Origin of the sequence: Kaistella faecalis (genome assembly GCF_019195395.1) — a bacterium.
Taxonomy (GTDB): domain Bacteria; phylum Bacteroidota; class Bacteroidia; order Flavobacteriales; family Weeksellaceae; genus Kaistella; species Kaistella faecalis.
The window spans coordinates 1456469-1481600 of sequence record NZ_CP078067.1; the positions used below are offsets into that span (position 1 = coordinate 1456469).

Genomic DNA, 25132 nt, shown 5'->3' on the forward strand with positions numbered 1-25132 from the left:
GATAATAGTAAACAATTATATGTTCAAGAAATTAAAAATCAATACTTTACTGCTGTTCATTCCGCTTACGAGCTTAGTGTTCTGCTTTAATTCCCCAAAAAATGATGACGATAAAATGTCAACAATTATGGTGAGCGTAAAAAATACGCTCAGTTATCTTCACTACGCTCCGAAACCCATCAATGATGCTTATTCTCAGGACGTTTACAAGCACTATTTCGAAATGGTAGATGCGTCTAAAAGATATTTCCTGCAGTCTGATATGGACGAATTTGCAAAACATAAGACAAAGCTTGATGATTACCTGAATCAGGGTGATTTGACCTTTTATAAACTCACCATCGACAGGCTTTATCAAAGGGTTGATGAAATCGACAAAATTACTCAGGATATCTTGAGTAAACCTATTAATTTAGAGGAAGACGAAACGCTGGTTCTTGAGCCTAAGCTCAAGAAGAATTCAACAAACGCGAAGGAACTTTCGGCAGAATGGAAAAAATACATTAAGTACAATATCCTTCAGGAAATGGAATCTTTAAGCGCTAAAGAAGAAATGCAGAAAGAGAAAAAAGATTCTGTTCAGAAGTTTAATTTGAAGGACACCATCAAACTTGAAATCCTTACTCCGGAACAGAAAAGAGTTAAAGCGACAGAAGAGGTTAAAGACCTTATCACCGACACTTTCAGAAGGTTCAAGAAAAGAAACAAGATGGATTGGTTTACTGTTTATATGAATGCTTATACCGAAGTTTTCGATCCGCACACTAACTATTATTCCCCGAAAAACAAGGAGGATTTCGATACACAGTTCACAGGAAAGGTAATCGGAATTGGCGCAATCATCCAGGAAAAAAGAGGTTATCTTTATCTTGGAGCGCTTACGATTGGGGCACCGGCCTGGAAATCTAAACAGCTTTCAGAAGGCGATAAGATTTTAAAAGTCCGTTCTAAACCAAATGAAGATCCCGTAAATGTTGTTGGGATGCTGTCCGATGAAGCTGTGAGATTAATCCGCGGCGAAAAAGGAACAAAAGTGACTTTAACCGTTGAGAAAAAAGACAAAACGATTAAAGAAGTTACGATGATCCGCGAGGAAGTTGCGATTGAAGATACGTTTGCAAGGAGCATCATCGTAAACTCTAAAGACGGTAAAAAGTACGGCTTCATTAATTTGCCGAGTTTCAATGCTGATTTTGCAGATGACAAAGGCAGAAATGCGTCAGACGACATTAAAAACGAACTGATTAAACTGAAAGCACAGAATGTACAGGGAATTATCCTGGATCTTAGAAATAACGGTGGCGGAAGTTTAACCGAAGTCGGAGATATTCTTGGACTATTCATGAATACCGGACCTTATGTTCAGGTAAAAGACGGGAACGGAAAAATCCAGACGCTGAAGAATAAAAACAGTGTTCCACTTTGGACAGGTCCTTTGGTAATTATGCAGAATGAGCTTTCTGCTTCAGCGTCAGAAATTCTTGCGGGAGCTGTTCAGGATTACGGCAGAGGGGTGGTTATCGGATCTCCGCAGTCGTTTGGTAAAGGAACAGTGCAGACCTTCGTTGATCTGAACAGATTTCTGAATACAAATGATGATTTCGGATCTTTGAAACTTACGATTCAGAAATTTTACCGCGTAACAGGTGAATCTACTCAAAGAAAAGGGATTGAATCCGACTTTAAAATGAAGGATTTCTTTACCTACGCCGAGATTGGAGAAAGGTATGATGATTATGCTTTGGCGTGGGATAAAATTCCCGCAGTTCCTTATCAGCCGATGAATTACTTTACAGCGCAGGCATTACAGAAAGACATGGAATCCCGGCTGATGAACAACAAAGCTTACCAGTTGGTACAGGAATCAGCGCAGTGGAAGGAAAATCTGGATAAAGAAGAAAGCATTTCTCTCAATCAAACCAAATTCAATGAAGTGATGAAAACCAGAAAAGCACAGATTGAGAAATTCAAAGCTCTGGATAAATTCAATAACGGGCTTACTTTCACTTTAAATCCGGATGAAATAGTCCGGGAGAAAAAAGATGAGGCATTTGCTAAGAAGTCGCAGAACTGGACGAAGAATCTACAGCGCGACCTTTATCTTCAGGAAGCGGTTGCGATTGCCGCACAGATGAAATAATCACCATTACAAAAAAAAAACCACCGCCTAATCCGGTGGTTTTTGTTTACAGCTCAGTCGTTGAATTTTGCCTTTCAGCAAGATATAATTTTGTATATCTTTATTTTGACATAGTTTTACTGAAGAAATTAAACAATGAACAGAAAAGATTTTTATAACATCCTTACTATATCGCTCGGCGCAGGGTTGTTTTTCTATACCTTTTTCGATAGTGAAAAGACGGTGCAGAATTTTTTCTTCACTTTAGGAATTTCACTGTTTTATACCGTCGTTCTCTCCACCGGAAATCATCAGATCAATACTTTTTTAAACAGGAAATTTTCCTGGGTTGAGAATACCAGACAGAGAACCATATTCGGCATAATTGCTACGGTTTTAGGGAATGTGATAATGGTTCTCTTTTGCAATTACATTGTATTTATTGTTATTAAAAACGAAGATTCTTCTAAGTTTTTTTCAGATACAATGAATTTTGTAAACTGGTTTATGATCAATTTTGCACTCATGATTTCTGCGGTTTTACATGCCAAAGGTTTTATTGCGGAATTGAAAAAATCAACGCGAAAAGAAGTGGTTGAACAGAAACTGATCGCCAAATCTGCCAACGCACAGTTCGAAAGTTTAAAGAACCAACTCGATCCGCATTTTCTTTTCAATTCGTTGAATGTACTGAGTTCCCTTATCGATGAAAATCCTGATCAGGCGCAGCATTTTACCGCCTCAATGTCGAAGATTTACCGCTATGTGTTGGAGCAGAAAGACAAGGAGCTGGTCACTGTTGAAGAAGAACTTAATTTCGCCCGAACTTATTGCGATTTATTAAAAACAAGATTTGAAGACAGTGTGAATTTTGAATTTAAGGTGAATGAAAACGACATGAAATCTTTTGTTGTACCGCTTTCCCTTCAGTTACTTCTGGAAAACTGCATTAAACATAATTATGCCACAGCGCAGAAGCCGCTTAATATTAAAATTTATTCAGAACAGGGCTTTCTTTTAATTGAAAATAATCTTCAGGCGCGCGAGCAGATGAAAGAAAGCGCTGGAATAGGACTTGCCAACATTGTTCAGCGTTATTCATTACTGACTAAACAAAATGTATTTATCGAAAAATCGGAGGATTTCTTCCGTGTCAAAATACCCATATTAACACAAAAAATAACCGCCATGACTACACAGCCAACCCAGGAATCGATGGCTTACGAAAGAGCTTCCAAAAGAGTAAAAGAACTGAAAGGTTTTTACGGAAATTTAATTTCCTATTGTCTCGTTATCCCGTTTCTTATTTTCGTCAATCTCTACACCGTACCGCAGTACCACTGGTTTTGGTGGCCGATGTTAGGGTGGGGAATAGGTTTGGCCTCCCATGCCTTACAGGTATTCGGAATCGGCCGGAGCTGGGAAGAAAAACAGATTCAGAAGATTTTAGAAAAAGAAAAACATCTTAAAAACTAAACCATGGAATTACAAAATAACCGCGATGCCAAATATGCGGAGGCAAAAAGAAAAGTTAAGGAACTGAGGGGATTTTACATCCATCTGTTTGTCTATATTATTGTAAATCTTTTCATCATATCCCGTAATGTTCAGCAGGGCGACAACCTTGCGGATATTGATAATTACTGGACCGCAATTTTCTGGGGAATCGGAGTAGTGGGTCACGCGATGCGGGTTTTTGTTCCTAATTTCATTTTGGGAAAAGATTGGGAAGACCGCAAAACCCGTGAATTGATGGACAAGTATAAATAATTTACACTTCTAAAATGATACAAACGGTAATTATTGAAGACGAAAAACCCGCGGCCCGAAAACTTGAGCGACTGTTAGGTTTGTTTCCTGATTTAGAATTGGTTGCAACGATTAATTCTGTTGAAGAAGGAATCAGTTGGTTTTCCGGAAATGAGCATCCGCATCTCATCTTTTCAGATATTGTTTTGGGCGACGGTTTGTCTTTTGATATTTTTGAAAAAGTTCCGACCAAAAGCTTCATGATTTATACCACGGCTTTTGATCAGTACACTTTGAAGGCTTTTAAACTCAATTCGATCGATTATCTTTTAAAACCAATTATGGAGGAAGATCTTCAGAGAGCGATTGATAAATATAAAAGCTTTCTCCCCTCAGAAAGTAATTATAACTTAAAGGAAATCAAGTCTTTAATTAAAGAAGAGAAACAAAAACTTTCGCGGATTCTGGTAAAGATTGGGTACAATTTAAAGATTGTTCAGACTGATGAGGTTTCATGTTTCTACAGCGAAAACAAAATCGTTTATCTTCAGACCAAAGAACGGAGTTTTCCGACAGATTTTACATTGGACGAACTTCAGGAAGTTCTGGATGAGAAATGTTTTTTCCGCGTTAACCGACAGTTTATCATCAATTCGAATTATATCAAAAACATCCACACCTCGCCTTATTACAAAGTGGAAATGGAGTTTCAGCCTGACGAAGAAATTACAGTAAGCCGAGACAGAGTGAAGGATTTTAGGGATTGGCTATCGAAGTAGATTCCAATAAAAAAAGGCGGAAAGTTTACTTCCGCCTTTTGTATTGATTTTTTTAAGTGTGATTAACTGATCACTCCGCTTCCGATTAATTCATCCTCCAGATACCACGCCGCAAACTGACCTTCTGCCACTGCAGACTGCGGGTTTTTGAACTCGATATAAAGTCCGTCCTCAAACTGATATAAAGTGGCATCTTCCAAAGCCTGGCGATACCGGATTCTTGCTTTCACTTCCATCGATTCGCCGATCAGCAAGCACAGGTCTTCTCTTACCCAGTGGATTTCCGGCGTGTCAATTTTCAACGCTGTCTGGAAAAGCCCCGGGAAATTTCTTCCTTCACCCACATAAATCGTATTCGTTTCCATATCACGCGAAATAATGAAACAGGATTCTTTATGACCTCCGATTCCCAAACCTTTGCTTTGTCCGATCGTGAAGTAATGAGCGCCCTGATGTTTGCCGATTACTTTTCCGTCGGGTTTTTGGTATTTAATTTTTCTGGAGAGAAACTGTAATTCTTCTAATTTTGAAGAAAATTGAGGTTTTTCTTGATGAAATCCTTCAAAATCATTGAAAATTTCCACAATTTCACCTTCTATTGGTTTAAGTTGCTGCTGTAGAAAAGTGGGCAAACTTACTTTGCCGATAAAACATAAACCCTGGGAGTCTTTCTTGTCCGCGGTTACCAAACCCATTTCTCTGGCAATTTCCCGGACTTCAGGTTTAGTCAATTCACCAATCGGGAAAAGCGATTTGGATAACTGCTCCTGATTCAGCTGGCACAAAAAGTAAGACTGGTCTTTATTATTGTCTTTTCCCGCCAGAAGATGAAAAATCTCCTTCCCATTTTCATCAAAATCAGAACTTACGCGTGCATAATGTCCTGTTGCAACTTTCTCAGCACCAAGCGATAAAGCTGTTTTCATGAAAACATCAAACTTCACTTCACGGTTGCATAAAACATCGGGATTTGGGGTTCTGCCTTTTTCGTATTCAGCGAACATATAATCAACGATTTTCTCCTTGTAAAGCTCGCTCATATCGATGACCTGAAACGGAATTCCCAGTTTCTGGGCAACCATTAAAGCATCGTTGCTGTCCTCAATCCAGGGACATTCGTCCTCCAAAGTCACGGAGGCATCATTCCAGTTCCGCATAAAAAGCGCCACCACATCGTGACCCTGTTTTTGCAGCAAATAGGCGGCAACACTGGAATCTACACCGCCCGATAAACCTACTACTATTTTCATATTTAAGTTACACTTTCGTCAAGGGAAAGTTTCACGCGGCAAATTTACGACATTAAATGCAGATTTTCAGGAGCAACAGAATGCGGATTTCTCCTGGAAACTTCACCCGCTGTCCGCTGTATCTTTATCTTTTCTGTCAAAAAGATAAAGGATGTCGCTTCCATCGGGGCTAAAAACATCTTTTTGTGCCTGTCCCAAAGATTTAGAAACCCGGAATTCTGAAGATTTCATCGTTATTGAAAATTTCGATTTCAAAAAAAGGCTTAATTTTATACTCAAGTATTACAACGATGAAAAAATCAGCACTTTTAATGTTACTCCTGGCGGCCTTCAGCCTCAATGCACAAATCGCCACAACAGCACACACCGGCGGTAACGAATCAAAATGGACTTTTGGGGGTTACGCTGGTCTGGGTGGTTCTTTCGGAAATGGTGGCGGCGTTTCTGTTTACCTTTCTCCCAGAGTCGGATACAAGGTCACTGAAAATCTGGAAACCGGTTTAGCAGGAAGTTTGCAATGGTCGAATACTGACTATTACTCATCTACAATGATTGGAGTAGGTCCTTTTGTGAATTACTATTTCTCCCGCAACTTTTTCCTGAGCGGTATGTTTCAGGAATATTTTATCACCCAGAAAAACAAGGTGGATAATCTTAAATATTCAGCTGATGAAGCTGCACTTTACCTAGGCGGCGGTTATATGCAGAAACTCGGTGAGCAAACCTATATGCAGATTGGCGGAATGTATAATGTGCTTTACAATAAGAATAAATCCTTTCTCGGCAGCGGTTTTATCCCAAGCATCGGGATTGTTTACGGACTTTAAAAACAAAATCTCCTGTAATTTTCAGGAGATTTTATTTTTTCAGTGATTTTAAGGTTTATTGGCGAGAAAGTATTCCGCTTCACCCTTTCCCCAGTTGGGATCTAAAGCTGATTTTGTTTTATAGATTTTGAACTGATCAAGTGATTTCTGAAACAGTTCCAGACCTCTGGCTTTACTGCCTCCAAACTGTTCAGGAGTGAAGTAAGTGTCTTCCGCTTTCATGAGTGTTATTCTGGGATTTCCGGCATCTATTTTTTCGGCTTTTGATAAGGCATCAGCGGCAAGCATCCCTTCGCTCATAAATCTCGCCTGGGGATCAACCATCATTTTCAGGCCATGAATCATCTTCTGCAGGATCAGGTTTTCTGCATTGTCTTTATTCAAATCCATGGCTAGATCCAGTGATTTCTGTGCCTCAGCAGCAATAGGATCAAGGTCTGCAACCTTTCCTTCGCGCATAGCCATTCTGCCTTTCTGAATGGTGGAAAATGCGGCGTAATAATACGGCAGCCACTGTGTTTTTTCCTTGTCGCCGATTCTTTTGAAATCATTTGCGAGCGCGGTAAATTCATCGGCAGTCTGGTGTTTTTCAATGCTGGCGATTTTTTCAGTCATTACTTTATCGTAAGCGGTTTGAGAGAATGCAATTATTCCGGTCATCAGACACATTGCGAATAACAGTTTTTTCATGGTTATAATTTTTTGTTGGTTTTACAATTTTGATGAATCAAAGGTATATGATAAGTTGTTTATGCTCAGGATATTATTTCCTGAAAGGTCGGTTTTGTATTCTGAACAGTATTTAGAGGTTATTATCGATTGCATCCTGAGTCCTGTCGATACCGAAACTGATGAAGGCGCCAATGAATATAAAAGTGTCTGCAGACGGCAGAATAGGTTTGCTCCGCAGTCCGTCACTTGAGAAATTGTACCCGTAAATATTTTTCTGGTTAAGAATATTGTTGACCGAGAGAACCAAAACCGTAAACGATTTAGAATCCTTTTTACCCAGATTGGGCAGATAGTTCAGGCTGAAATTAAGCGCGTTGAAATCCTTTACTTTACCCTGCGTGTTCAGGTAATAATTTCCGTTGTCATCCGTAAGGAAATTGTAATAAGGTCTTCCGGAAGCGTAGCTGTAAGAAAGATTAAAGCCGGTTTTCCAGTCGGTCACAAATTTCTTTGCGACTAACGAAAGTGTATGTTTTGCCGCAAAATTCGGAAAGAGACTCTGGTCATAATTCTGGAAATTTCGTTCGGAATCCAGAAATGAATAAGAAATCCAGTAATCTATATTTTTGATTGATTTTTTATCGCGCCAGAAAAGTTCAATCCCTTTAGCAAAACCGTCTCCATTGTTGCTGATTGCAACTGGTCTGTAATTTTCAACCTTGTTTTTTATTAAATCTCTGTAGTTTTTGTAAAAAGCTTCAACGCGGAAACTTCTTCCTTCTTCAGATTTCTGGAGTTGTAGAACATAATGTTCTGCTTTTTGAAAATTAAGATCGTGAGTTCCAAAAAATTGATTTTCAGGGTTCTGATAAAATGTTCCGTACGCCAGGGAACTCATCCAGTTCTTTGAAATTCTGTAAGCGAAAGCAAGTCTGGGCGCCAGATTCCACTGATTTACTGCAGTTGAATATTCGGATCGTAACCCAACTTTAGCGGAGAAATGATTACTGAAACCTAAATCAGTTTCGGCAAATACTGAGGTGATGCGGTCGTGAAAAGAATAAGGTACAGGTGAAATGGCGACATCTGTATTTTCCCGTGTTTGGTTTAATTCTATTCCGCCTCTTATGGCTGAAATTTTATTGATTTTTCTCTCTAAAGTTCCTTTAGCATTAAAATAATTCCCGGTAATATCAATCGAGTTGGGATTGAATTCCGATTCCTGATAAGTGTTGCTTAAATCAATCATGTTATTATTGAAAGTGTAAGAACTGCCTAAATTAACAAGATATTTGCCCAGTTTCTGTCTGTAGGAAATATTGTGGAAGGTGTTTTTCCCTTTTAGTGAAGTATTGTCGAAATCGGTTTCGGGTTCCAGGCTTTCGTCCTGAAGTCCAAGTCTGTTGGTATCAAAACTTCCGTAATATTTTAAAATACCTCCGCTTTTATTTTTAAGTCTGAAATTGAAATTCGTGCCGAAGCTTTCAGGAGCTTTCGTAAAAGTATTGTTGAATTTGAGGAGTTTTGTCATCAGGCCTAAATTACTGTATGCGGCAGCAATACCGAAAGATTTAGTTTTTTCATCGTTCACGTTCTGAAAGCCGCCGCTTAAAAAAATGGGTGAAATTCCGATATCAACAGAGTTTCTTTCAGGAAAATCAATACTTTCCAGGATAAGCACAGAAGAAAGCGCCTGACCGTACATCGCAGAATAACCGCCACTGGAGAAAACATTGCCTTTAAATAAGGAAGTGTTCAGCCTGTCCATCGCCTTGATTCCCGGAACAGAATTTCCAAAGAAGTTGTTAACCAGGTTTCCGTCCATAAAGAATTTAGTTTCAGCGCCGGTTCCGCCCCGCACAAAAAGACCTTCAGTTTCCCCGATTTTCTGTACTCCGGGAAGCGTTTCGAGCGCCGAGGAAACCTGTCCGTTCGCTCCGGCGGTGGTGTAAATATCGATGGGAGTTAAAAGAACAGTTGCGCGTTTCCTGTCGCTGGCTTCAATGGAACCGGCTGAAATAACAACCGCATCGATTTCTGAAATCTGCTCTTTTAATTCTGCATTGATAGTGATTGCATCGTTTTCAAGTAGCAAAGGTTTTTCAACTTCCACAAATTTAGGATTGGAAAATACCAGAATCTGCTTTCCTTTTTCCGAAGTTTGAAAAAAGAAATTACCGTTTTCATCGGTCGTGGATCCGTCGTACGTATCTTTAAGGGTTACAGAAATATCCTTAACCCCTTTGTTCTTAAAATTTACTTTTCCGGAAACGGTGATTTGGGCAGTCACAAAGAAACTCATCAGGAACAAGACAAGTGCGAAAATTTTTGAAAGGAATAATGTCGGCATGGTCAATAGTTTTATAAAGCAAATGTATTGCGGAATGAGTTTTGCTGAAATATTTTTTAACTGAAAGGGGGAATTCCTGTACTGAGCGGTTTCATTTCTAAATTTTGAAATTATGCTTACCTTTAAGAAATCATTTAACATTAAAATAAATCGTTATGAAAATCGCTAAATTTTCTATCGTTGCAGGTAGTGCGCTTTTAGCAGTATCTTGCTCGACTACTAAGAATTACACGATCAATTCCAAAAGTGGGACTGAGACTCAGGGAACAGCCAAATTTGTACAAACCGGTAAAAACGTGGCACTTGATCTAAATGTCTACAAGTTAACTCCAGGAATTCACGCGGTTCACCTTCATGAAAAAGGAGACTGTTCTGCGGCTGATGCAAGTTCTGCGGGCGGACACTGGAACCCAACAACCGAATCGCACGGAAAATGGGGACACGATGAATATCATAAAGGCGACATTGGAAATCTGAATGCAGATAAAGACGGTACTGCAAGATTACAGTTCAGTACCGATAAATGGTGTATTGGCTGTACCGATGAATCTAAAAACATTCTAGGAAAAACATTAATTATTCATGCCGGACCGGACGATTTCAAAACACAGCCAACCGGAAATGCAGGTGGTAGAGTAGGCTGTATCGAAATTAAGTAAGAACTCAACTCTTTATACAGACAAAAACGCATCATCTGATGCGTTTTTTTATTGGTAATAGGCATTAAGGAAATCGAAAAACTCCTGAAACCTGACGATATTGTTCAGTACTAAAAAAGAAAATAAACCCCACACTGAAACGTAGAGAACTGACAGCGTTTTAGGGGAATTTCGGTAGGCGTAAAACAGCCATCCGATGAGCAGCGGGAACGCAAAAACGAAATGTCCGCCGTAAATATAAGAAGTATGAAGACCGAACTTCAGCACGCAGTGTATGATGATATCTACGAAAAACGAAACCATCAGAATCTGCACAAATTTATTTTTAAAGTTTTTTACGTAACTCCAGATAGACAAAAACACTACTGCAGCAACAAAAACGTAAGGAATCCATGAGTCATAAACATCCATAAATATTGCTTTAAACTCAAATCCTTTTTTGTTATGATAATCACGGATAACGAAAGCTGGGAAAAGCATATTCCCACCGATAAACCAGGACGTAATCATATCCCAAAGCGGTGTGATTTTCGGTTTTGAGAATTTTTCTAACTGTTCGCCCGACTTATTGAAGAAATTCATGTAATTGAAATTCAATCGGTTGAGAAACAAAAGTGCAAACACCGCAACTGAAATAAGAACACGCAGGAACGCCAGACCTAACTTTTTCCAGCTGCGGAATATTTTGTTTTCAAAAAGTAGCGGGATATAAATTTTTACGGCATTTGTAACCGTTAAACCGCCAACTGAAACGACCGCCAAAGTAAGCGCCGCCGCTGGTATTTTCTGTTCCTTTTTTAATTTAAGTGCTGCGTAATAATTAAATAATATGAGGAAAAATAAAGTGTAAGTATAGGTTTCCGGTGTGAAAGAAAGCAAAATATTGGTTGAAAAGGAGGCGAAGAAAAAGAGGATTAGCAGCGAGATTTTCTTTGGTAACCTTACAATGTTATTTAAATATTTGTAAATCTGAATTAAACTAAGACTTATGGCAAAGTTGCTGCACCACGCCAGAACCAGACGGAAAGTTTCATCTTTTTTGCCGCCGGAAAAAAGATAGGCAAACTCCCGGATCCAGTCGAAATAATAATTGGCCAGAGGATGCCTTTCGAATCCGCCGCCATTCATTACAATCGCGCGGTTATCAAAACTGAAGTAAGCATCCCAAGGAATTCTGTCGTCAAAAATAATGCGGTAATTCAGAGCAATGAAACTTCCCAGAATACCATAAACGGTAATGAAAATGGTGAATAGTAGAAGTTCAAATTTTGTAGATGGGAGAACTGTTTTAAAAAAATCAGTAATTTTTTGTTTAAAAACCAAGGTGAAAAATTTCGGCAAAAGTAAGAAATTTTAAGAACTGCAGGAAAGGGTGGAGCTTCCGGTTTGTCCATCATAAAACGGCGGACGCTTTTGCGAAAACTCCGGGAAAAGTTCTTCGTAAGGATTTTCCAGAGCGTTCAGGATTTTATGCAGTAAATCTTTTTTGCCGTCAGTAATTTCATTAATACATTCAAACAAAATATAGTTTCTGAGAATGAATTTCGGGTTACTTTTTTGCATCAGTTTTCTGGATTCTGTTTTGGAAATGGTATTCAGTTTCAGTCTCCCGAGATATGACGAAATAAAGTCTTTGAAGTTCACAAACTGCTCATCAGTAATTGTGTTATAGAAAATATTTTCAAAATGCGATTTCGGCTCTGTGTCTTCGGTGATTGATTCTAACGCATTGAAAAACAATGTATAATCTATTGTTAACTCTGCCATTAAATTTTGCACATTGGTGAAAAACAGATCATCCCCATTCAGAACTTCATTAAAACCGAATTTGGCCGCCATCATTTTATCATGCTCTTTCCAGAAATCTGTACTGAAATCATTAAGCATTTTCTCCAGGATTTTTTCATCTTTAATCAAAGGGAATAATGCATTTGCAAGTTGCCAGAGATTCCACTGCGCAATTTTAGCCTGATTCCCGAATGCATATCTGCGGCCAGGCAAATCTGTAGTGTTCGGAGTGAAATTCAAACTGTATTCGTCCAGAAATGAGAATGGTCCGTAATCAATGGTGAGCCCCAAAATAGACATGTTATCGGTATTCATTACCCCATGTACAAAACCTACGCGGTACCATTCCACAATCATTTCCGAGGTTCTGTGGGCAATTTGTGCAAATAATTCTGCGTATTTTGTCGGACTTTCGGGATCGATTTTGGGAAAATAATTTTGAATCGTAAAATTGGCCAATTTGGTCAGCAGACTGATGGCGTTTTGCGCTGATATCAGTTCAAAATGCCCGAAGCGCAGAAAACTTTCAGCAGTCCGCATCATCACTGCACCTTTTTCGTACTGTGGGTTTCCGTCATACAACATGTCCCGGACTATATTTTCGCCGGAAAGCGATAGGGACAAAGCGCGGGTTGTGGGAATTCCCAAATGAAACATCGCCTCGCTCATCAGATATTCACGCACCGAAGACCGTAATACCGCTCTGCCGTCCGCATGGCGGGAATAGGGTGTTGCACCTGCTCCTTTCCACTGAAGTTCTGTTTTTTTGCCATTTTTATCAGCAATCTCGCCTGCAAAAATTGCCCTGCCGTCACCGAGTTGCCCTGCCCAATTCCCAAACTGATGACCTGCGTAGGCAGTAGCGTACGTTTTTAAATGTTGAGGTACTGTAGCGGCATTAAGAAATGCGGAGTCCTGGTCATTTTCAATTTTGCCAAGTCCTATTTCTTCGGAAAGTTTTTCGTTAAAAATAATGAGCTCTGATTCCGTAAATCCCGAGATTGGAGTCTCTGCCAGGAGTACGCCCGGTGTTTGCCTCTGCATAATATTTTGGGAGGTATCTGCCGGAAAAAGTTGATAGTATTGTTGAGTTATTTCTGTTAAATTCATGATTCAAAGTTCGCTAAAAAAAACATCCTTCCAAAAAATTGAAAGGATGTTTGTAGATTGGTTTTTCAAATATTATTTGTTGAAGTCTATTTCGTCGCCGGTATTGATGTTTTCGTTGACGTTTTCTTCTTTCTTACCGTTCGATTTTTTCGGGGTGTTAACGGGTTCTTCAACTTTAGGATTCGTAAGTTCATCCATGGTTTGAAGTCCGCCTTCGTCGCCGTAGCCACCAAGTCCCTGCAGGTCTGAGCAACTTCCGGTCCAGTTGGAAGGTTTAATGAATTTATCCTCGATAGTAACACCACTTTCTTTATCTGCCCAGACTTTTTTCATGAAAATTGCCCAGATCGGAAGTGCCATTTTCGCCCCCTGACCTTCGCCAGTGCCGCGGAAGTGGGTAGCACGGTCTTCCCAACCTACCCAAACTCCTGTTGCCAGGTTTGGAGTAATTCCCATGAACCAACCGTCGGAATTATTCTGGGTTGTTCCTGTTTTGGCAGCAATTTCGATTCCTTTCTGTACACCTCTTCTGCCTAATTCTCCTGCTGCGGTACCAAAATCGGCAACGCCTTTCATCAGGTCGATCATCGTGTAGGCATAAAGTTCATTCATTACTTCTTTGAGAACCGGTTTTACTTCTTTTATTACCCTTCCGTTTGCATCTTCGATACGCCAGATCATTTCAGGCTTGATATAATTACCGTAGTTTGCGAAAGTGGAGTAAGCACCTAGCATTTCGAAGATCGTAATATCTGAGGAACCTAAAGCAACAGCATACTCGTTCGGGATTTCTTCTGTAACACCCAAATCTCGTGCAGTCTGAATTACACTTTTCGGCGTTGTCATTTCAATTAGTCGTACTGCAACAGGGTTTTTGGAATGAGCCAATGCGTCTTTTAGCGTGAGCATTCCGCCGGATCCTTCTACGGTCCATGTTCCTTTTCTATAAGTTGCGTTAGAAACCGTTGAACAAGGTGTCATTCCCAGTTTCATAATCGCGGTGGCATATACAAATGGTTTAAACGTAGAACCTACTTGGCGTTTACCTTGCTTGATATGATCATACTGGAAATGTTGCCAGTTGATACCGCCGACCCATGCTTTAATTTCACCTGTTCCCGGCACCATCGACATCAAACCTGCCTGCGCAATCTGTTTATGATAGCGGATTGAATCCCACGGAGACATTTCTACTTCTTCCTCGCCATTCCATGTAAAACGCGAAGTTTTAATCGGTTTTCGGAAATCCATCATAATAGAATCCTCAGGTACTCCTGCGTTCTTAAGCTGCTTGTATCTTCCGGTTCTTTTCACAGCCTGCATCATCACACCTTCGATCTGCTTGTCATCAAGAAAATAGAATGGTCTCTGCTTACGGCCGCGCTGTTCAGCATCAAATCTTTGCTGCAGATCTGTTAAATGTTCTCTAATGGCTTCTTCTGCATAAATCTGCATTTTCGAATCTAAGGTCACATAAATTTTCAGTCCGTCTTTAAAGAGATTAAGAGTTTTACCGGTTTTCTTTTCGTAATCCTTTAAATATCCCTCTATTTCTTTTCTAAGATAGAATTTATAATAGGCAGAATAACCTTCATCGATAGATTTTACAGGATGATAATCTAAAACTACAGGAGTATCTACAGCTTTCTGAAAAGTTTGCTGATCAATATAACCCGTTTTCACCATTTGATCTAACACTACATCTCTTCTGGCTTTTGCCCGCTGTTCATTTCTCATTGGGTTGTTCTTCACAGGATTTTCGAGCATTGCAACGAACATTGCTGCTTCAGGAAGAGTAAGTTTTGAAGTTGGTTTGTTGAAATAAATTCGGGACGCCATTTCGATTCCGTTTGCGTTGTAAAGGAAATCGAATTTGTTGAAATACAGTGTAATGATTTCTTCTTTGGTGTATCTTTTCTCCAGACTTACCGCCACAACCCATTCTTTAAGCTTTTGAAAAGCTCTCTGAATTTTGTTCTGTGAAACCCTGTCGGTAAAAAGTAACTTCGCGAGCTGCTGGGTAATTGTGGAACCTCCGCCACGCTGGCCGCCATATACTACTGCTCTTGCAACTGACTGTAAATCAATACCTGAGTGCTCTTTGAAACGTTCATCTTCTTTAGCCTGAAGAGCATAAATAAGATGAGGCGGGAGTTCTTTATAGGTAACGGGCTGAGTCTTTTCTTTTTCGAATTTGCCAAGAAGTTTACCGTCAGAAGAATAAATTTCGGAGGCTACATAAATGTCAGGATTTTCGAGTTCCTTCACATCGGGCATATTGCCTAAAAATCCCTGTGAAGTTGCAAAAAATAGGGCTGCAATTCCTAGAATTACAGCAATTAGTCCCATCCAAACAAATTTCACCCACTTTTTCCAGCCGGTATTTTTCTGTTTCTTGGGCGGAAGCGGAAAGGTTGGCTTTGGCTTGCTCCCCTGGTTTTTTTTGTTTTCCATAAATGATGTTACGGTTTTGCCGTTTCTATTTTTACACCAATATCTTCAATCCCCTTTAGGCTGTCGGTTCTCATCGCCTGGACAACTCCAATCGAATAATTGCCGTTTTGCGGGAATTTATAATTCACTTTATATTGAAACAGCGTTTCTTTCGTATCTCCGAATCCTTTTCCGAGCCATTCTCCGTTTGGTTTTGCCAAAATATAATTCAGGGTATCGGTGGTTTTCTTTTTGGTTTTAGCCTCCATGAAATTCACGATAAACCGAATGTTGCTGTAAGGATATTCGTTATTATTCCTCACAACAAATATAATATTTTTTGGAGCCTGTGCATCCTCAATAACAAAATCGAATTTCTGTTCAGCTTTTTTCGGCCAGATTCCGTTCAGGTTTTTCATGTGAACTGTTTCGGAATCACTTGTACACCCCGAAAGCATTATCAAAACGCAGAAAACAACTAATATCTTATGCATTGTCATCTCGTTTTGGCTGAGGCTTCTTTTTAAATTTCTTCGGCTGCTGATTGGGATTCTGATTCTTGGCATTAGGCTGCTGTTTTTTCTCAGAAACATTTCTCCGTTCTGTTGAACCAGTAGTGGCTTTTTGCTCAGGTCTCTGGGTTTGATTATTTTTCGGACTGTTCGGTTTTTTCCTGTTCTGGTTTTTACCGGAGTTTCGGTTTTTCTTTTCGAAACGGTCCATATTATTTTCCTGAATCAGATCGACAGACTTCATCGGAATATCATGCTGGGTGCGAAGTTCTTCCAACGGAAGGGCTTTTTCACCTTTTTTGTTTTGAGCGATCAGTTTCTTTACGTCCTGAACATCAAGATCATACCATGCCATAGAACGGTCAACATACGCAAACCACATTCTTTTTTTGAAAACGTCGATTTTAATACAGAAAGCTTTTCCGTTCACGGTATCAATCGTTGTCGATGACGACGGGAAATCGCTGAGTGCATCCAGATAGCTGTCGAGTTCGTAATTCAGACAGCATTTCAGTTTACCGCATTGTCCCGCGAGTTTCTGGGGATTGATGCTTAACTGCTGATAACGTGCCGCATTGGTATTTACAGACCGGAAATCGGTAAGCCATGTAGAGCAGCACAATTCGCGTCCGCAGGAACCAATACCGCCAACTTTTGCCGCTTCCTGCCGGAACCCGATTTGTTTCATATCGATTTTCGTACGGAAAGTAGAGGCATATTCTTTAATTAACTGACGGAAATCCACTCGGGAATCCGAAGTATAATAGAAAGTTACTTTTGCGCCATCACCCTGAAATTCGACATCGGTAATCTTCATATCGAGATTTAAGGCGTAAGAAATTTTGCGTGCCTGAATTTTTACGGCCTCTTCTTTGGCCCGCGATTCATGCCAGACTTCAATGTCTTTCTGATTAGCTAAACGGTAGATTTTTAAAGGGTTGTCTTCAGAAAAATTTTTCTTTTTCATCTGAATTTTTACCAACTCTCCGGTAAGGCTCACTACACCTATATCGTGACCCGGACTGGATTCTACTGTGACTACGCTTCCCATATGAAGCGGTAAATTATGTACGTTTTTATAAAAAAATTTACGATCGTTCTTGAATCTTACCTCCACAAAATCGGTTTGCGATTGGGAAGGATTGTTAATATTCGAGAGCCAATCGAAAACGCTTAGTTTATAACTATTTCCGCAGGTATTTACATTCTCACAGCCATTCGCAGATTTAGTTCCGCATGAATGGGACGAATCGCCGGATGTTTTACATCCACAACTCATATTGATTTTTGATTATATTCATGCAAATTTAGTATAAATTTATTTGTGCAAACAATGCGGTGTCTATTTTGCTCCTGAATTTTAAATTTTCGCTTAAATCCGTCCGAACTTGCGAATAATTCAATAATAAGAATATTATTATGCAAATCATACAATGATTAAATTTAAGAAATACTATGGTTTCCATGGTGATATTTAATTTAAATATAGAGATCGGTGATTCTTTTACAACTATTAAAAATCCTTTATTTAAAGGGTTTAAATGTATTTTTTAAAAGTATTGAAATTAAACGGTGCTGCCGTAATTGAAGTTGTTTAAAATAATTTATGATTTATTAACATTTGTTTAAAAAATAATTTTATATTTGGGACATTAATAATGAATTTATGAAAAAAATTGTTGTAACAACAGCACTTTTAGCCGGTATGCTTGCACAGGCAGGTGGCTTTAGAGTGTCATTACAGGGCGTGAAACAACTCGCTATGGCACATACAAGTGCCCACGCAGAAGATGCGAGTGTAGCATTTTTCAACCCAGCAGGTATTTCTTTTATTCCAAGTAAATTAAGTATTGCTGCAGGTGGTTTTGGAATCAACTCTGAAATTACTTATCAAAATGCTTCTACTTTAGAATCATTTTCTACCGACAATCCTATGGGAACACCTATTTATGCAGCAGTTGCTTATAAGGTTTTGGATGAAGTTTCTGTTGGTTTCAGCTTTGCGACTCCTTTTGGTAGCACAGTGAAGTGGCCAACCGATTGGGCAGGACGGGAAATTGTGCAGGAGATTAAACTGCAGGCATTTTATTTCCAGCCGATGGTCTCTTTCAAACTTGCACCCTGGGTGTCGTTGGGAGGTAGTTTCATTTACGCTAAAGGTGGTGTAGACTGGACTAAATCGCTTACACAGTTTGGAGGAAACCTTAACATTAAAGATGAAAAGGCGACAGGAACAGGATTTGGTCTTGGATTTTACTTTAAACCAAGTGAAAAACTTGATGTAAGTATTGCTTACCGTTCCCCTGTTGATATGAAAGCTGATGCAGGTGTAGCAACATTTGATGTAGCTCCGAGTTTATATCCGCTAATCGGTTTAAATGCCAGCGGACAGGATAACTTTAAAGCAGTTTTACCTTTGGTGGATGAGTATACTCTTGGGGTTACTTATAAGATTACACCAAAATGGTCGGTTTCAGGTGATTTCAATTACAGTGGGTGGGATCAGTACCAGCAGTTAACTCTTGATTTCGAAAACGCGCCGGTAGGCAACCAAGCAGGTGATCCGACGGTATTAGTGTCTCCTAAAAATTTCCACAGCACCCAAACATGGAGAGTGGGAACACAATATATGGTTACGGATAATTTCGCAGCACGTTTAGGATATTATTATGATGAGTCACCGTATGAAGATAAAGATTTCATCCCTGAAACGCCATCTTTCGACGCAAACGTAATTACAGGTGGTATCGGTTACAAGTGGAAAGGATTGGGTATTGATTTATCCGGAGCTTATAACTTCCAGACAGCAAGAAAAGTTGATAACAGCTATTACGATTTCTACGGACAGGCTAAAGCTAAAGCTTATTACTTTGGTTTAGGTTTATCTTACAACGCATTTTAAGAATTATTTTAATTATGAAAAGAATATTAATTTCAACAATAGCAGTCTCAGCTTTATTATTTAATATCAGCTGCGACACAGATTTTGATCATGACGTAAGCAGTATAGTGGTTTCTAAAGGAAATGCAGATTTTACTAAATATGTAGCTTTAGGAAATTCACTTACTTCCGGATACCGTGACAATGCATTATATATTGACGGACAGAATGAATCTTACCCTTCAATGATCGCAGCACAGATGCAGCTTGCGGGTGGAGGCGCTTTTAAGCAGCCTATGATGCCTAATAATACAGGTGGTTTCACCAATCTTCCTGGTTTTGCAGGGAAACTGAATCTTCAGGTTGTTAATGGAGCTTTATCGCCAGTACCATCAGCACCGGCAGCGGCTCTGGATAATATTACAGCAGGTGGACCTTATCAAAACCTTGGTGTTCCGGGAGCAAAATCATTTCACTTAGGTGCTGCAGGTTATGGTAACATGGCAGGATTAACCACAGGGAAAGCAAACCCATATTATGTAAGATTTGCAACAAGCGGAACTTCGTCGGTAATTGGTGATGCAGTAGCTCAGGCTCCTACATTTTTCTCGCTTTGGATCGGAAATAACGACGTTCTTTCTTACGCCACAAGCGGAGGCTCGGGTGTAGACCAAACTGGAAATGTTGATCCAACAACTTACGGCTCAAATGATATTACAGATCCTAATGTGTTTGCTTCAGTGATCAGCGGCTATGTGAATGCGCTTACGGCTGGCGGTGCGAAGGGAGTTATGGCAAATATCCCGAATGTAACTTCGATTCCGTTTTTTACAAGAGTTCCTTATAATCCTTTAACACCGGCATTGTTGGGATCTAATATTACTGCGCTGAACACTGGTTTGTACGGGCCTTTGAAACAAGCACTTACCGCTTTCGGAGCGGGCGATAGAATCAATTTGCTTTCAGCAACTGCTTCAAACCCATTGTTAATTGTAGATAATTCTTTAACCAATCTTTCTGCACAACTTACCCTGGCTTTAACGCCTTCTTTGGGAGCGCCTACAGCAGCAGCTTTCGGGCAGATTTATGGTCAGGCAAGACAGGCTACAGCTGAAGATTTGGTTCTTTTATCAACAAGTTCAGTAATCGGTACTCCGGTTGCAGGCGCGCCGGCGAGCATTAATGTAAACGGAATTTCTTATCCTTTGGCAAATCAGTACATACTGACGAAAACAGAGAAGAATAAAGTTTTAACAGCCACAGCGGCATACAACGCATCACTTAAAGCAATTGCCACTTCAAAAGGCTTAGCTTTCGTAGATGCCAATGCTAAAATGACTGAACTGTCTGCAGCATCAGGAATCCAGTTTGATGGGGTGAAATATACGGCTACTTTCGTTACAGGTGGAACTTTCTCTCTGGACGGAGTTCATCTTACCGGTAGAGGATATGCATTAATTGCCAATGAATTTATCAAAGCGATTAATACGACTTATAAATCTACACTTCCGATGGTTAATGTAAACAGCTATTCAGGAGTAAAATTCCCGTAAAAGGAATTCGGAAATAAATAAACTTAAAACCACTTGAACTCTTTCAGGTGGTTTTATTTTTTTAAATTTGCACCATCTAAAAAAGTAAAAATGGCTAATCAGGCAAGTTATCTTTTTTCTACAAGGACCAGCAAGGTTCTGGCAGAAAAAATTGCTCAACATTACGGGCAGGATTTAGGAAAAATCAAGTTTCAGGACTTTAGCGACGGTGAGTTCGAGCCGGTTCTGGATCAGTCCGTGAGAGGAGGAAGAGTTTTTTTGATAGGCTCCACGTTTCCACCGGCAGATAATCTTTTAGAATTATTGCTGATGATCGATGCTGCGAAAAGAGCTTCTGCCAAAAGCATTACCGTCGTGCTACCATATTACGGTTTGGCAAGACAGGACAGGAAAGACCAGCCCCGTGCCCCGATCGGAGCGAAACTCGTGGCCAATCTTCTTACCGCAGCTGGTGCTACAAGAGTAATGACGATGGATCTGCATGCCGACCAAATCCAGGGATTCTTTGAAATTCCGGTTGATCATCTTTATGCATCAACGCTGTTTATTGACCATATTTTATCTCTGAATCTTGAAAACCTTACCATTGCCTCACCGGATATGGGTGGTGCAAAAAGAGCTAAGAATTATGCAGGTCATCTCGGTGCTGAGGTTGTAATCTGCTATAAGGAAAGAAAGAAAGCCAACGTGATCGAAGAAATGTTCCTGATCGGAGATGTAGAGGGCAAAAATGTAATCCTTATCGATGATATGATCGATACTGCCGGAACACTTTGTAAAGCTGCAGATATCTTGATCGCAAATGGAGCGAAAAGCGTAAGAGCAATGGCAACTCATGGCGTGCTTTCTGGAAAAGCCTATGAAAACATCGAAAACTCAAGAATTTCTGAGGTAATTGTTACCGATACCATTCCGGTAAAAACGGAATTATCTTCTAAAATTAAAGTGCTTTCGTGTGCTGAACTCTTTGCTGATGTAATGAAAATGGTTCACGAACACAAATCAATCAGTGATAAATTTATTATTTAATAAAAATTATCTATCTTTGCACCCTTAAAATTTTATAATACATTATAATGAAATCAATTACAATTCAAGGTACAAAAAGAGAAAGCGTGGGCAAAAAGTCTACTAAAGCTTTACGTGATGCTGAATTAGTTCCTTGTGTTGTTTACGGAGGCGCCGAAACCCTTAATTTTTCTGCTGAAGAAAGATCATTCAAAGGTTTGGTATATACTCCTGAAGCACACACGGTATCTATTGAGGTTGACGGACAAACAATTCCTGCCGTACTTCAGGACATCCAGTTTCACCCACTTACCGACAAAATCCTGCACGCGGATTTCTACCAGTTGTCTGATGACAAGCCGGTAGTAATGGAAGTTCCTGTGGTTCTTACAGGACGTGCGAAAGGTGTGGTTTCCGGTGGAGCTATGAGACAGACTTACAGAAAGCTGAAAGTGAAGGCATTGCCTGCAAACTTACCAGACGAAATCGTGGTAGATGTTACTCCGCTGAAAATTGGTAACAAGCTTTATGTTGGCGACATCAAAACAAACAATTTCACATTCATGCACCCGGACAATGCAGTAGTAGTTGCTGTTAAGATGTCTAGAACTGCAATGAAAGGTGGAGCAGTAGTAGAAGATGATGAGGATGATACTCCGGCAGAAGGAGAAGCTCCTGCAGCAGAAGCTACAAGCGCAGAATAATATTCCAGAAATATAAAAGAAAATCCCGGCACTTATGTGGCGGGATTTTTTTTGCATAAAAAAATCCTGCCAATTGGCGGCAGGACTTCTTTCTTTCACTTTTTACTCTTTACATGGGTTCCTGTTTTTTTGGAGTTGGTTTTGCAACTTCTTCCTGTTTTAGTTCAGCCGCAGTTTCTGTTTTTACAGCCGCGTCATCTGCTGCTTTCACTTCCAAAGTTTCTACAGGAAGTGCTACAGCAGCATCTGCCTTTACTTCAGCTTTCACTTCGGTTTTGGCAGCTTTTTCCGCTTTTACTTTCTTTGTCTTGTCGGTGGTTTGAGCGGTGGCGAAACTCACGCCTGCAGCCAATAATACTACTGCGAATAAGGACTTTGTCATAATAATAAATTTTAGGTTAGTGCTGAAGCTATAACGCAGGTAATGCGCAGGTAATTATCCGCGAAAGAAAACTTTAACTCAATTTATTAAAGTTTGTGATTTATTTAGAGAGTGGTTTATTTCTCAAAATTCTTCTTTAAACGTTCTACAAATTCGAATGCTGCAGGGCAAATGAGCGTATTTTTAATGGTGAGATGATTGATCTGGTAAATTTTTCTTCGGTCTGTGTGAGGGAACTCTCGGCAGGCTTTAGGTCTTACTTCGTAGATCGAACAGGTGTTGTCGGCATTCAGAAACCAACAAGGCAGGCTTTGCAGAACTTTGTCATTGTCTTCGTCGGTTCTCAGGAATTTGGCTTCGAAATCGACCTGTTTCATCCGCAGATGCTTTGCAATTCTTTCGGTATCTTTTTCGGTAAAAAGCGGTCCTGTGGTTTTGCAGCAGTTTGCGCACTTAAGGCAGTCAATTTTTTCAAAAACTTCGTCATGGGTTTCCTGAACGGTGTAATCGAGATTTTTGGGTGGTTTCTTCTTTAAATTATCAAGAAACTTTTTGTGTTCTTTCTGTTTTAAAGTTGCCTGGTTTTTATAGAAGTCGAGATTCATGATGCAAAAATAACTGATATTCGCGAAACCTGGAATCATTTAATAAATTGATTTGCGGCCGCGATAGCAGCGGTTACCCCACAGCGAAACCGCAGAATGGAGTGGAGCGGCTGAGTGAGGAGTATGAGCGGATAGCGCGAATTGTCCGCACGTAAAACAAATAGTTTCAAGCGTACCCATTAAACCAATCGTTTTAAAATCTTAATTTTGATGCATGAAAAAATTAGAGTCAAGAGATGATATTGAATTTTTGGTCAACGCATTTTATGATAAAGTCAGTAAGGACGAGAAAATTGGATTTTTTTTTAATGATGTTGCAAAAGTAGATTGGAGCCACCATTTACCGAAAATGTATTCGTTTTGGGAAAGCCTGCTGTTCGGAGAAGCCTCTTACAAAGGAAATCCTATGGCTATGCATTTCCCTATCAATGAGAAAGTGGCGATAGAAAAAGATCATTTCGCGCACTGGATCCGTTTGTGGACTGAAACTGTTGAGGAGAATTTTACAGGTGAATTGGCGGAAGCTGCCATCCACAAGGCATCCAACATTGCTAATTTAATGGCGTATAAAATGGAAGTTGCAAGAAGATTGCGATAAACGTTTTAAGAAAAAAATGTGAATTTTCGGAAGATGAAAATTCACATTTTATTTTTTAAGGAATAATAACGGTAAAGATATACGCTGCGAGATTCACGATTAACACTGCGCCGTACATAATATTTGTTTTGCCCCGACTCAGTGACAGCATTACGATGAAGACCGACAAAGCGAGTAGAATAATGGATTTCATATCCAAGCCGAGAACGAATGGGATATCGAACAGGATACATACTACTGATACCGCTGGGATGGTAAGTCCCACACTTGCGAGTGCTGAACCTAATCCCAGATTAATAGAGGTCTGTATCTGGTTATTTCTGGCGGCCCGTATTGCAGCAACACCTTCAGGCAACAATACCACAGATGCAATGATTACCCCAACCAACGCGCGTGGTGCTCCTATATTTTCCACAAAATGCTCGATGACAGGAGATAAGCCTTTAGCCATAAAAATCACTACTGCTAAACTAACGACCAATAAAGCTAAACTTAGTATAGTCTTCTGCATTGTTGGTGGGTCTGCTTCGTGCGTGGTATGATCCTCTTCTTCAATAACAAAGAAATTACGGTGACGTACCGTCTGCACCCTGAGAAAGGTGCCATAAATTACCAAACAGGCAAGGGAAACAAAAATTAACTGTGCCTCAGTATAAAACGGCCCCCGCACACTGGAGGTATAATTAGGCAATATTAGGGTAAGCACAAGAATGGCAACTAAACTTACTAAATAAGTTGTTCCGGAGCTGCGCATAAAAAACTGCTCTTTGTACTTCGCGGCACCGATCCAGATACAAGCTCCTAAAATACCGTTAAGAATAAGCATTACCGCCGCAAAAACCGTGTCGCGGGCGTAAGTCATAGCGCCCTCGCCGCCGGAAAGCATGAAAGAAATAATTAAGCCTACCTCAAGGATTGTGATACAGATCGCCAAAATGATAGTTCCATAAGGTTCTCCCACTTTGTGTGCAATCACCTCTGCGTGATGTACTGCAGCTAAAACACTCCCAAAAAGAAGGATCGCCCCGGCAAGATTAGATATTGTATTATCCACTAAAAATCCGCCGAGATAAAATAGGCCGGCGATGATAGGAACCAGAATGGTCCAGTGTAAAATGCTCTTTAACTTCATAAAAAAAATTTTTTACAAAAT

23 protein-coding genes are annotated in these 25132 nt (G+C 39.9%); 11 read left to right on the forward strand and 12 right to left on the reverse strand.

The genetic code is table 11. The annotated features are described in order from the left end of the window. Positions 1–19: 19 nt before the first annotated feature. The 4 genes from KTV93_RS06945 to KTV93_RS06960 all read left to right on the forward strand — a co-directional run bounded on the left by KTV93_RS06945 (position 20) and on the right by KTV93_RS06960 (position 4647). Positions 20–2140, forward strand: a complete 2121-nt coding sequence (locus tag KTV93_RS06945; RefSeq protein WP_218248235.1) for a carboxy terminal-processing peptidase — start codon at positions 20–22, stop codon at positions 2138–2140. A 135-nt stretch (positions 2141–2275) separates the two neighbouring features. Continuing rightward, entirely contained in the window at positions 2276–3595 is a 1320-nt protein-coding gene (locus KTV93_RS06950; protein WP_218248236.1) for a 2TM domain-containing protein, read from the forward strand. Between the two features lie 3 nt (positions 3596–3598). Beyond that, entirely contained in the window at positions 3599–3889 is a 291-nt protein-coding gene (locus KTV93_RS06955; protein WP_218248237.1) for a 2TM domain-containing protein, read from the forward strand. A gap of 14 nt (positions 3890–3903) precedes the next feature. After that, positions 3904–4647 carry a LytR/AlgR family response regulator transcription factor gene (locus KTV93_RS06960; protein WP_218248238.1) on the forward strand — a complete coding sequence of 248 codons (744 nt, stop codon included), beginning with the start codon at positions 3904–3906 and terminating at the stop codon, positions 4645–4647. A gap of 62 nt (positions 4648–4709) precedes the next feature. On the opposite strand, the gene mnmA is transcribed toward KTV93_RS06960, so the two are convergent. Together mnmA and KTV93_RS12485 are read right to left on the reverse strand one after the other, a co-directional pair. Then, a complete protein-coding gene (gene mnmA / locus KTV93_RS06965; RefSeq protein WP_218248239.1) occupies positions 4710–5897 on the reverse strand; it encodes a tRNA 2-thiouridine(34) synthase MnmA in 1188 nt (395 codons plus the stop codon). A 102-nt stretch (positions 5898–5999) separates the two neighbouring features. Next, positions 6000–6128, reverse strand: a complete 129-nt coding sequence (locus KTV93_RS12485; RefSeq protein WP_256118423.1) for a hypothetical protein — start codon at positions 6126–6128, stop codon at positions 6000–6002. Positions 6129–6187: 59 nt separating this feature from the next. Between KTV93_RS12485 and KTV93_RS06970 the strand changes: the two genes are divergently transcribed. Then, entirely contained in the window at positions 6188–6724 is a 537-nt protein-coding gene (locus tag KTV93_RS06970) for a hypothetical protein (protein ID WP_218248240.1), read from the forward strand. Between the two features lie 48 nt (positions 6725–6772). On the opposite strand, the gene KTV93_RS06975 is transcribed toward KTV93_RS06970, so the two are convergent. Together KTV93_RS06975 and KTV93_RS06980 are read right to left on the reverse strand one after the other, a co-directional pair. After that, positions 6773–7414, reverse strand: coding sequence for a hypothetical protein (locus tag KTV93_RS06975; protein WP_218248241.1), 642 nt, complete (start codon positions 7412–7414; stop codon positions 6773–6775). 112 nt (positions 7415–7526) lie between these two features. Further along, complete coding sequence (locus KTV93_RS06980; RefSeq protein WP_218248242.1) at positions 7527–9746, reverse strand: TonB-dependent receptor; 2220 nt, start codon at positions 9744–9746, stop codon at positions 7527–7529. Between the two features lie 155 nt (positions 9747–9901). Between KTV93_RS06980 and KTV93_RS06985 the strand changes: the two genes are divergently transcribed. Then, the gene (locus KTV93_RS06985; protein ID WP_218248243.1) at positions 9902–10405 is read left to right on the forward strand and encodes a superoxide dismutase family protein; all 504 of its coding nucleotides are present in this window, start codon (positions 9902–9904) and stop codon (positions 10403–10405) included. Between the two features lie 48 nt (positions 10406–10453). Here KTV93_RS06985 and KTV93_RS06990 read toward each other — a convergent pair whose 3' ends face one another. The 5 genes from KTV93_RS06990 to KTV93_RS07010 form a co-directional block, all read right to left on the reverse strand. Continuing rightward, positions 10454–11746, reverse strand: a complete 1293-nt coding sequence (locus tag KTV93_RS06990) for a DUF6080 domain-containing protein (RefSeq protein ID WP_230259128.1) — start codon at positions 11744–11746, stop codon at positions 10454–10456. A 12-nt stretch (positions 11747–11758) separates the two neighbouring features. After that, a complete protein-coding gene (locus KTV93_RS06995) occupies positions 11759–13303 on the reverse strand; it encodes a protein adenylyltransferase SelO (RefSeq protein ID WP_218248244.1) in 1545 nt (514 codons plus the stop codon). A 72-nt stretch (positions 13304–13375) separates the two neighbouring features. Next, the gene (locus KTV93_RS07000) at positions 13376–15757 is read right to left on the reverse strand and encodes a penicillin-binding protein 1A (protein WP_218248245.1); all 2382 of its coding nucleotides are present in this window, start codon (positions 15755–15757) and stop codon (positions 13376–13378) included. An 8-nt stretch (positions 15758–15765) separates the two neighbouring features. Next, positions 15766–16230, reverse strand: a complete 465-nt coding sequence (locus KTV93_RS07005; protein ID WP_218248246.1) for a gliding motility lipoprotein GldH — start codon at positions 16228–16230, stop codon at positions 15766–15768. Then, positions 16223–17527: a PSP1 domain-containing protein gene (locus tag KTV93_RS07010; RefSeq protein WP_218248247.1), complete on the reverse strand. Its 1305-nt coding sequence runs from the start codon at positions 17525–17527 to the stop codon at positions 16223–16225. Before KTV93_RS07010 ends, KTV93_RS07005 begins: the two co-directional genes overlap by 8 nt. A 387-nt stretch (positions 17528–17914) precedes the next feature. Here KTV93_RS07010 and KTV93_RS07015 point away from each other — a divergent pair, with 387 nt between their 5' ends. The 4 genes from KTV93_RS07015 (at position 17915) to KTV93_RS07030 (ending at position 22394) form a co-directional block, all read left to right on the forward strand. Continuing rightward, positions 17915–19150, forward strand: coding sequence for an OmpP1/FadL family transporter (locus tag KTV93_RS07015; protein WP_218248248.1), 1236 nt, complete (start codon positions 17915–17917; stop codon positions 19148–19150). Between the two features lie 14 nt (positions 19151–19164). After that, a complete protein-coding gene (locus KTV93_RS07020; protein WP_218248249.1) occupies positions 19165–20682 on the forward strand; it encodes an SGNH/GDSL hydrolase family protein in 1518 nt (505 codons plus the stop codon). Between the two features lie 90 nt (positions 20683–20772). Then, a complete protein-coding gene (locus KTV93_RS07025) occupies positions 20773–21711 on the forward strand; it encodes a ribose-phosphate pyrophosphokinase (protein ID WP_218248250.1) in 939 nt (312 codons plus the stop codon). Positions 21712–21758: 47 nt separating this feature from the next. Next, a complete protein-coding gene (locus KTV93_RS07030) occupies positions 21759–22394 on the forward strand; it encodes a 50S ribosomal protein L25/general stress protein Ctc (protein ID WP_218248251.1) in 636 nt (211 codons plus the stop codon). A 109-nt stretch (positions 22395–22503) separates the two neighbouring features. On the opposite strand, the gene KTV93_RS07035 is transcribed toward KTV93_RS07030, so the two are convergent. Both KTV93_RS07035 and KTV93_RS07040 read right to left on the reverse strand, forming a co-directional pair. After that, entirely contained in the window at positions 22504–22776 is a 273-nt protein-coding gene (locus KTV93_RS07035; protein WP_218248252.1) for a hypothetical protein, read from the reverse strand. Positions 22777–22892: 116 nt separating this feature from the next. Further along, entirely contained in the window at positions 22893–23381 is a 489-nt protein-coding gene (locus KTV93_RS07040) for a YkgJ family cysteine cluster protein (RefSeq protein ID WP_218250513.1), read from the reverse strand. A gap of 214 nt (positions 23382–23595) precedes the next feature. On the opposite strand from KTV93_RS07040, the gene KTV93_RS07045 reads away from it, so the two are divergent. After that, positions 23596–23979, forward strand: coding sequence for a group III truncated hemoglobin (locus tag KTV93_RS07045; RefSeq protein WP_218248253.1), 384 nt, complete (start codon positions 23596–23598; stop codon positions 23977–23979). 55 nt (positions 23980–24034) lie between these two features. Here KTV93_RS07045 and KTV93_RS07050 read toward each other — a convergent pair whose 3' ends face one another. Then, the gene (locus tag KTV93_RS07050) at positions 24035–25111 is read right to left on the reverse strand and encodes a calcium:cation antiporter (protein ID WP_218248254.1); all 1077 of its coding nucleotides are present in this window, start codon (positions 25109–25111) and stop codon (positions 24035–24037) included. Positions 25112–25132 lie beyond the last annotated feature (21 nt).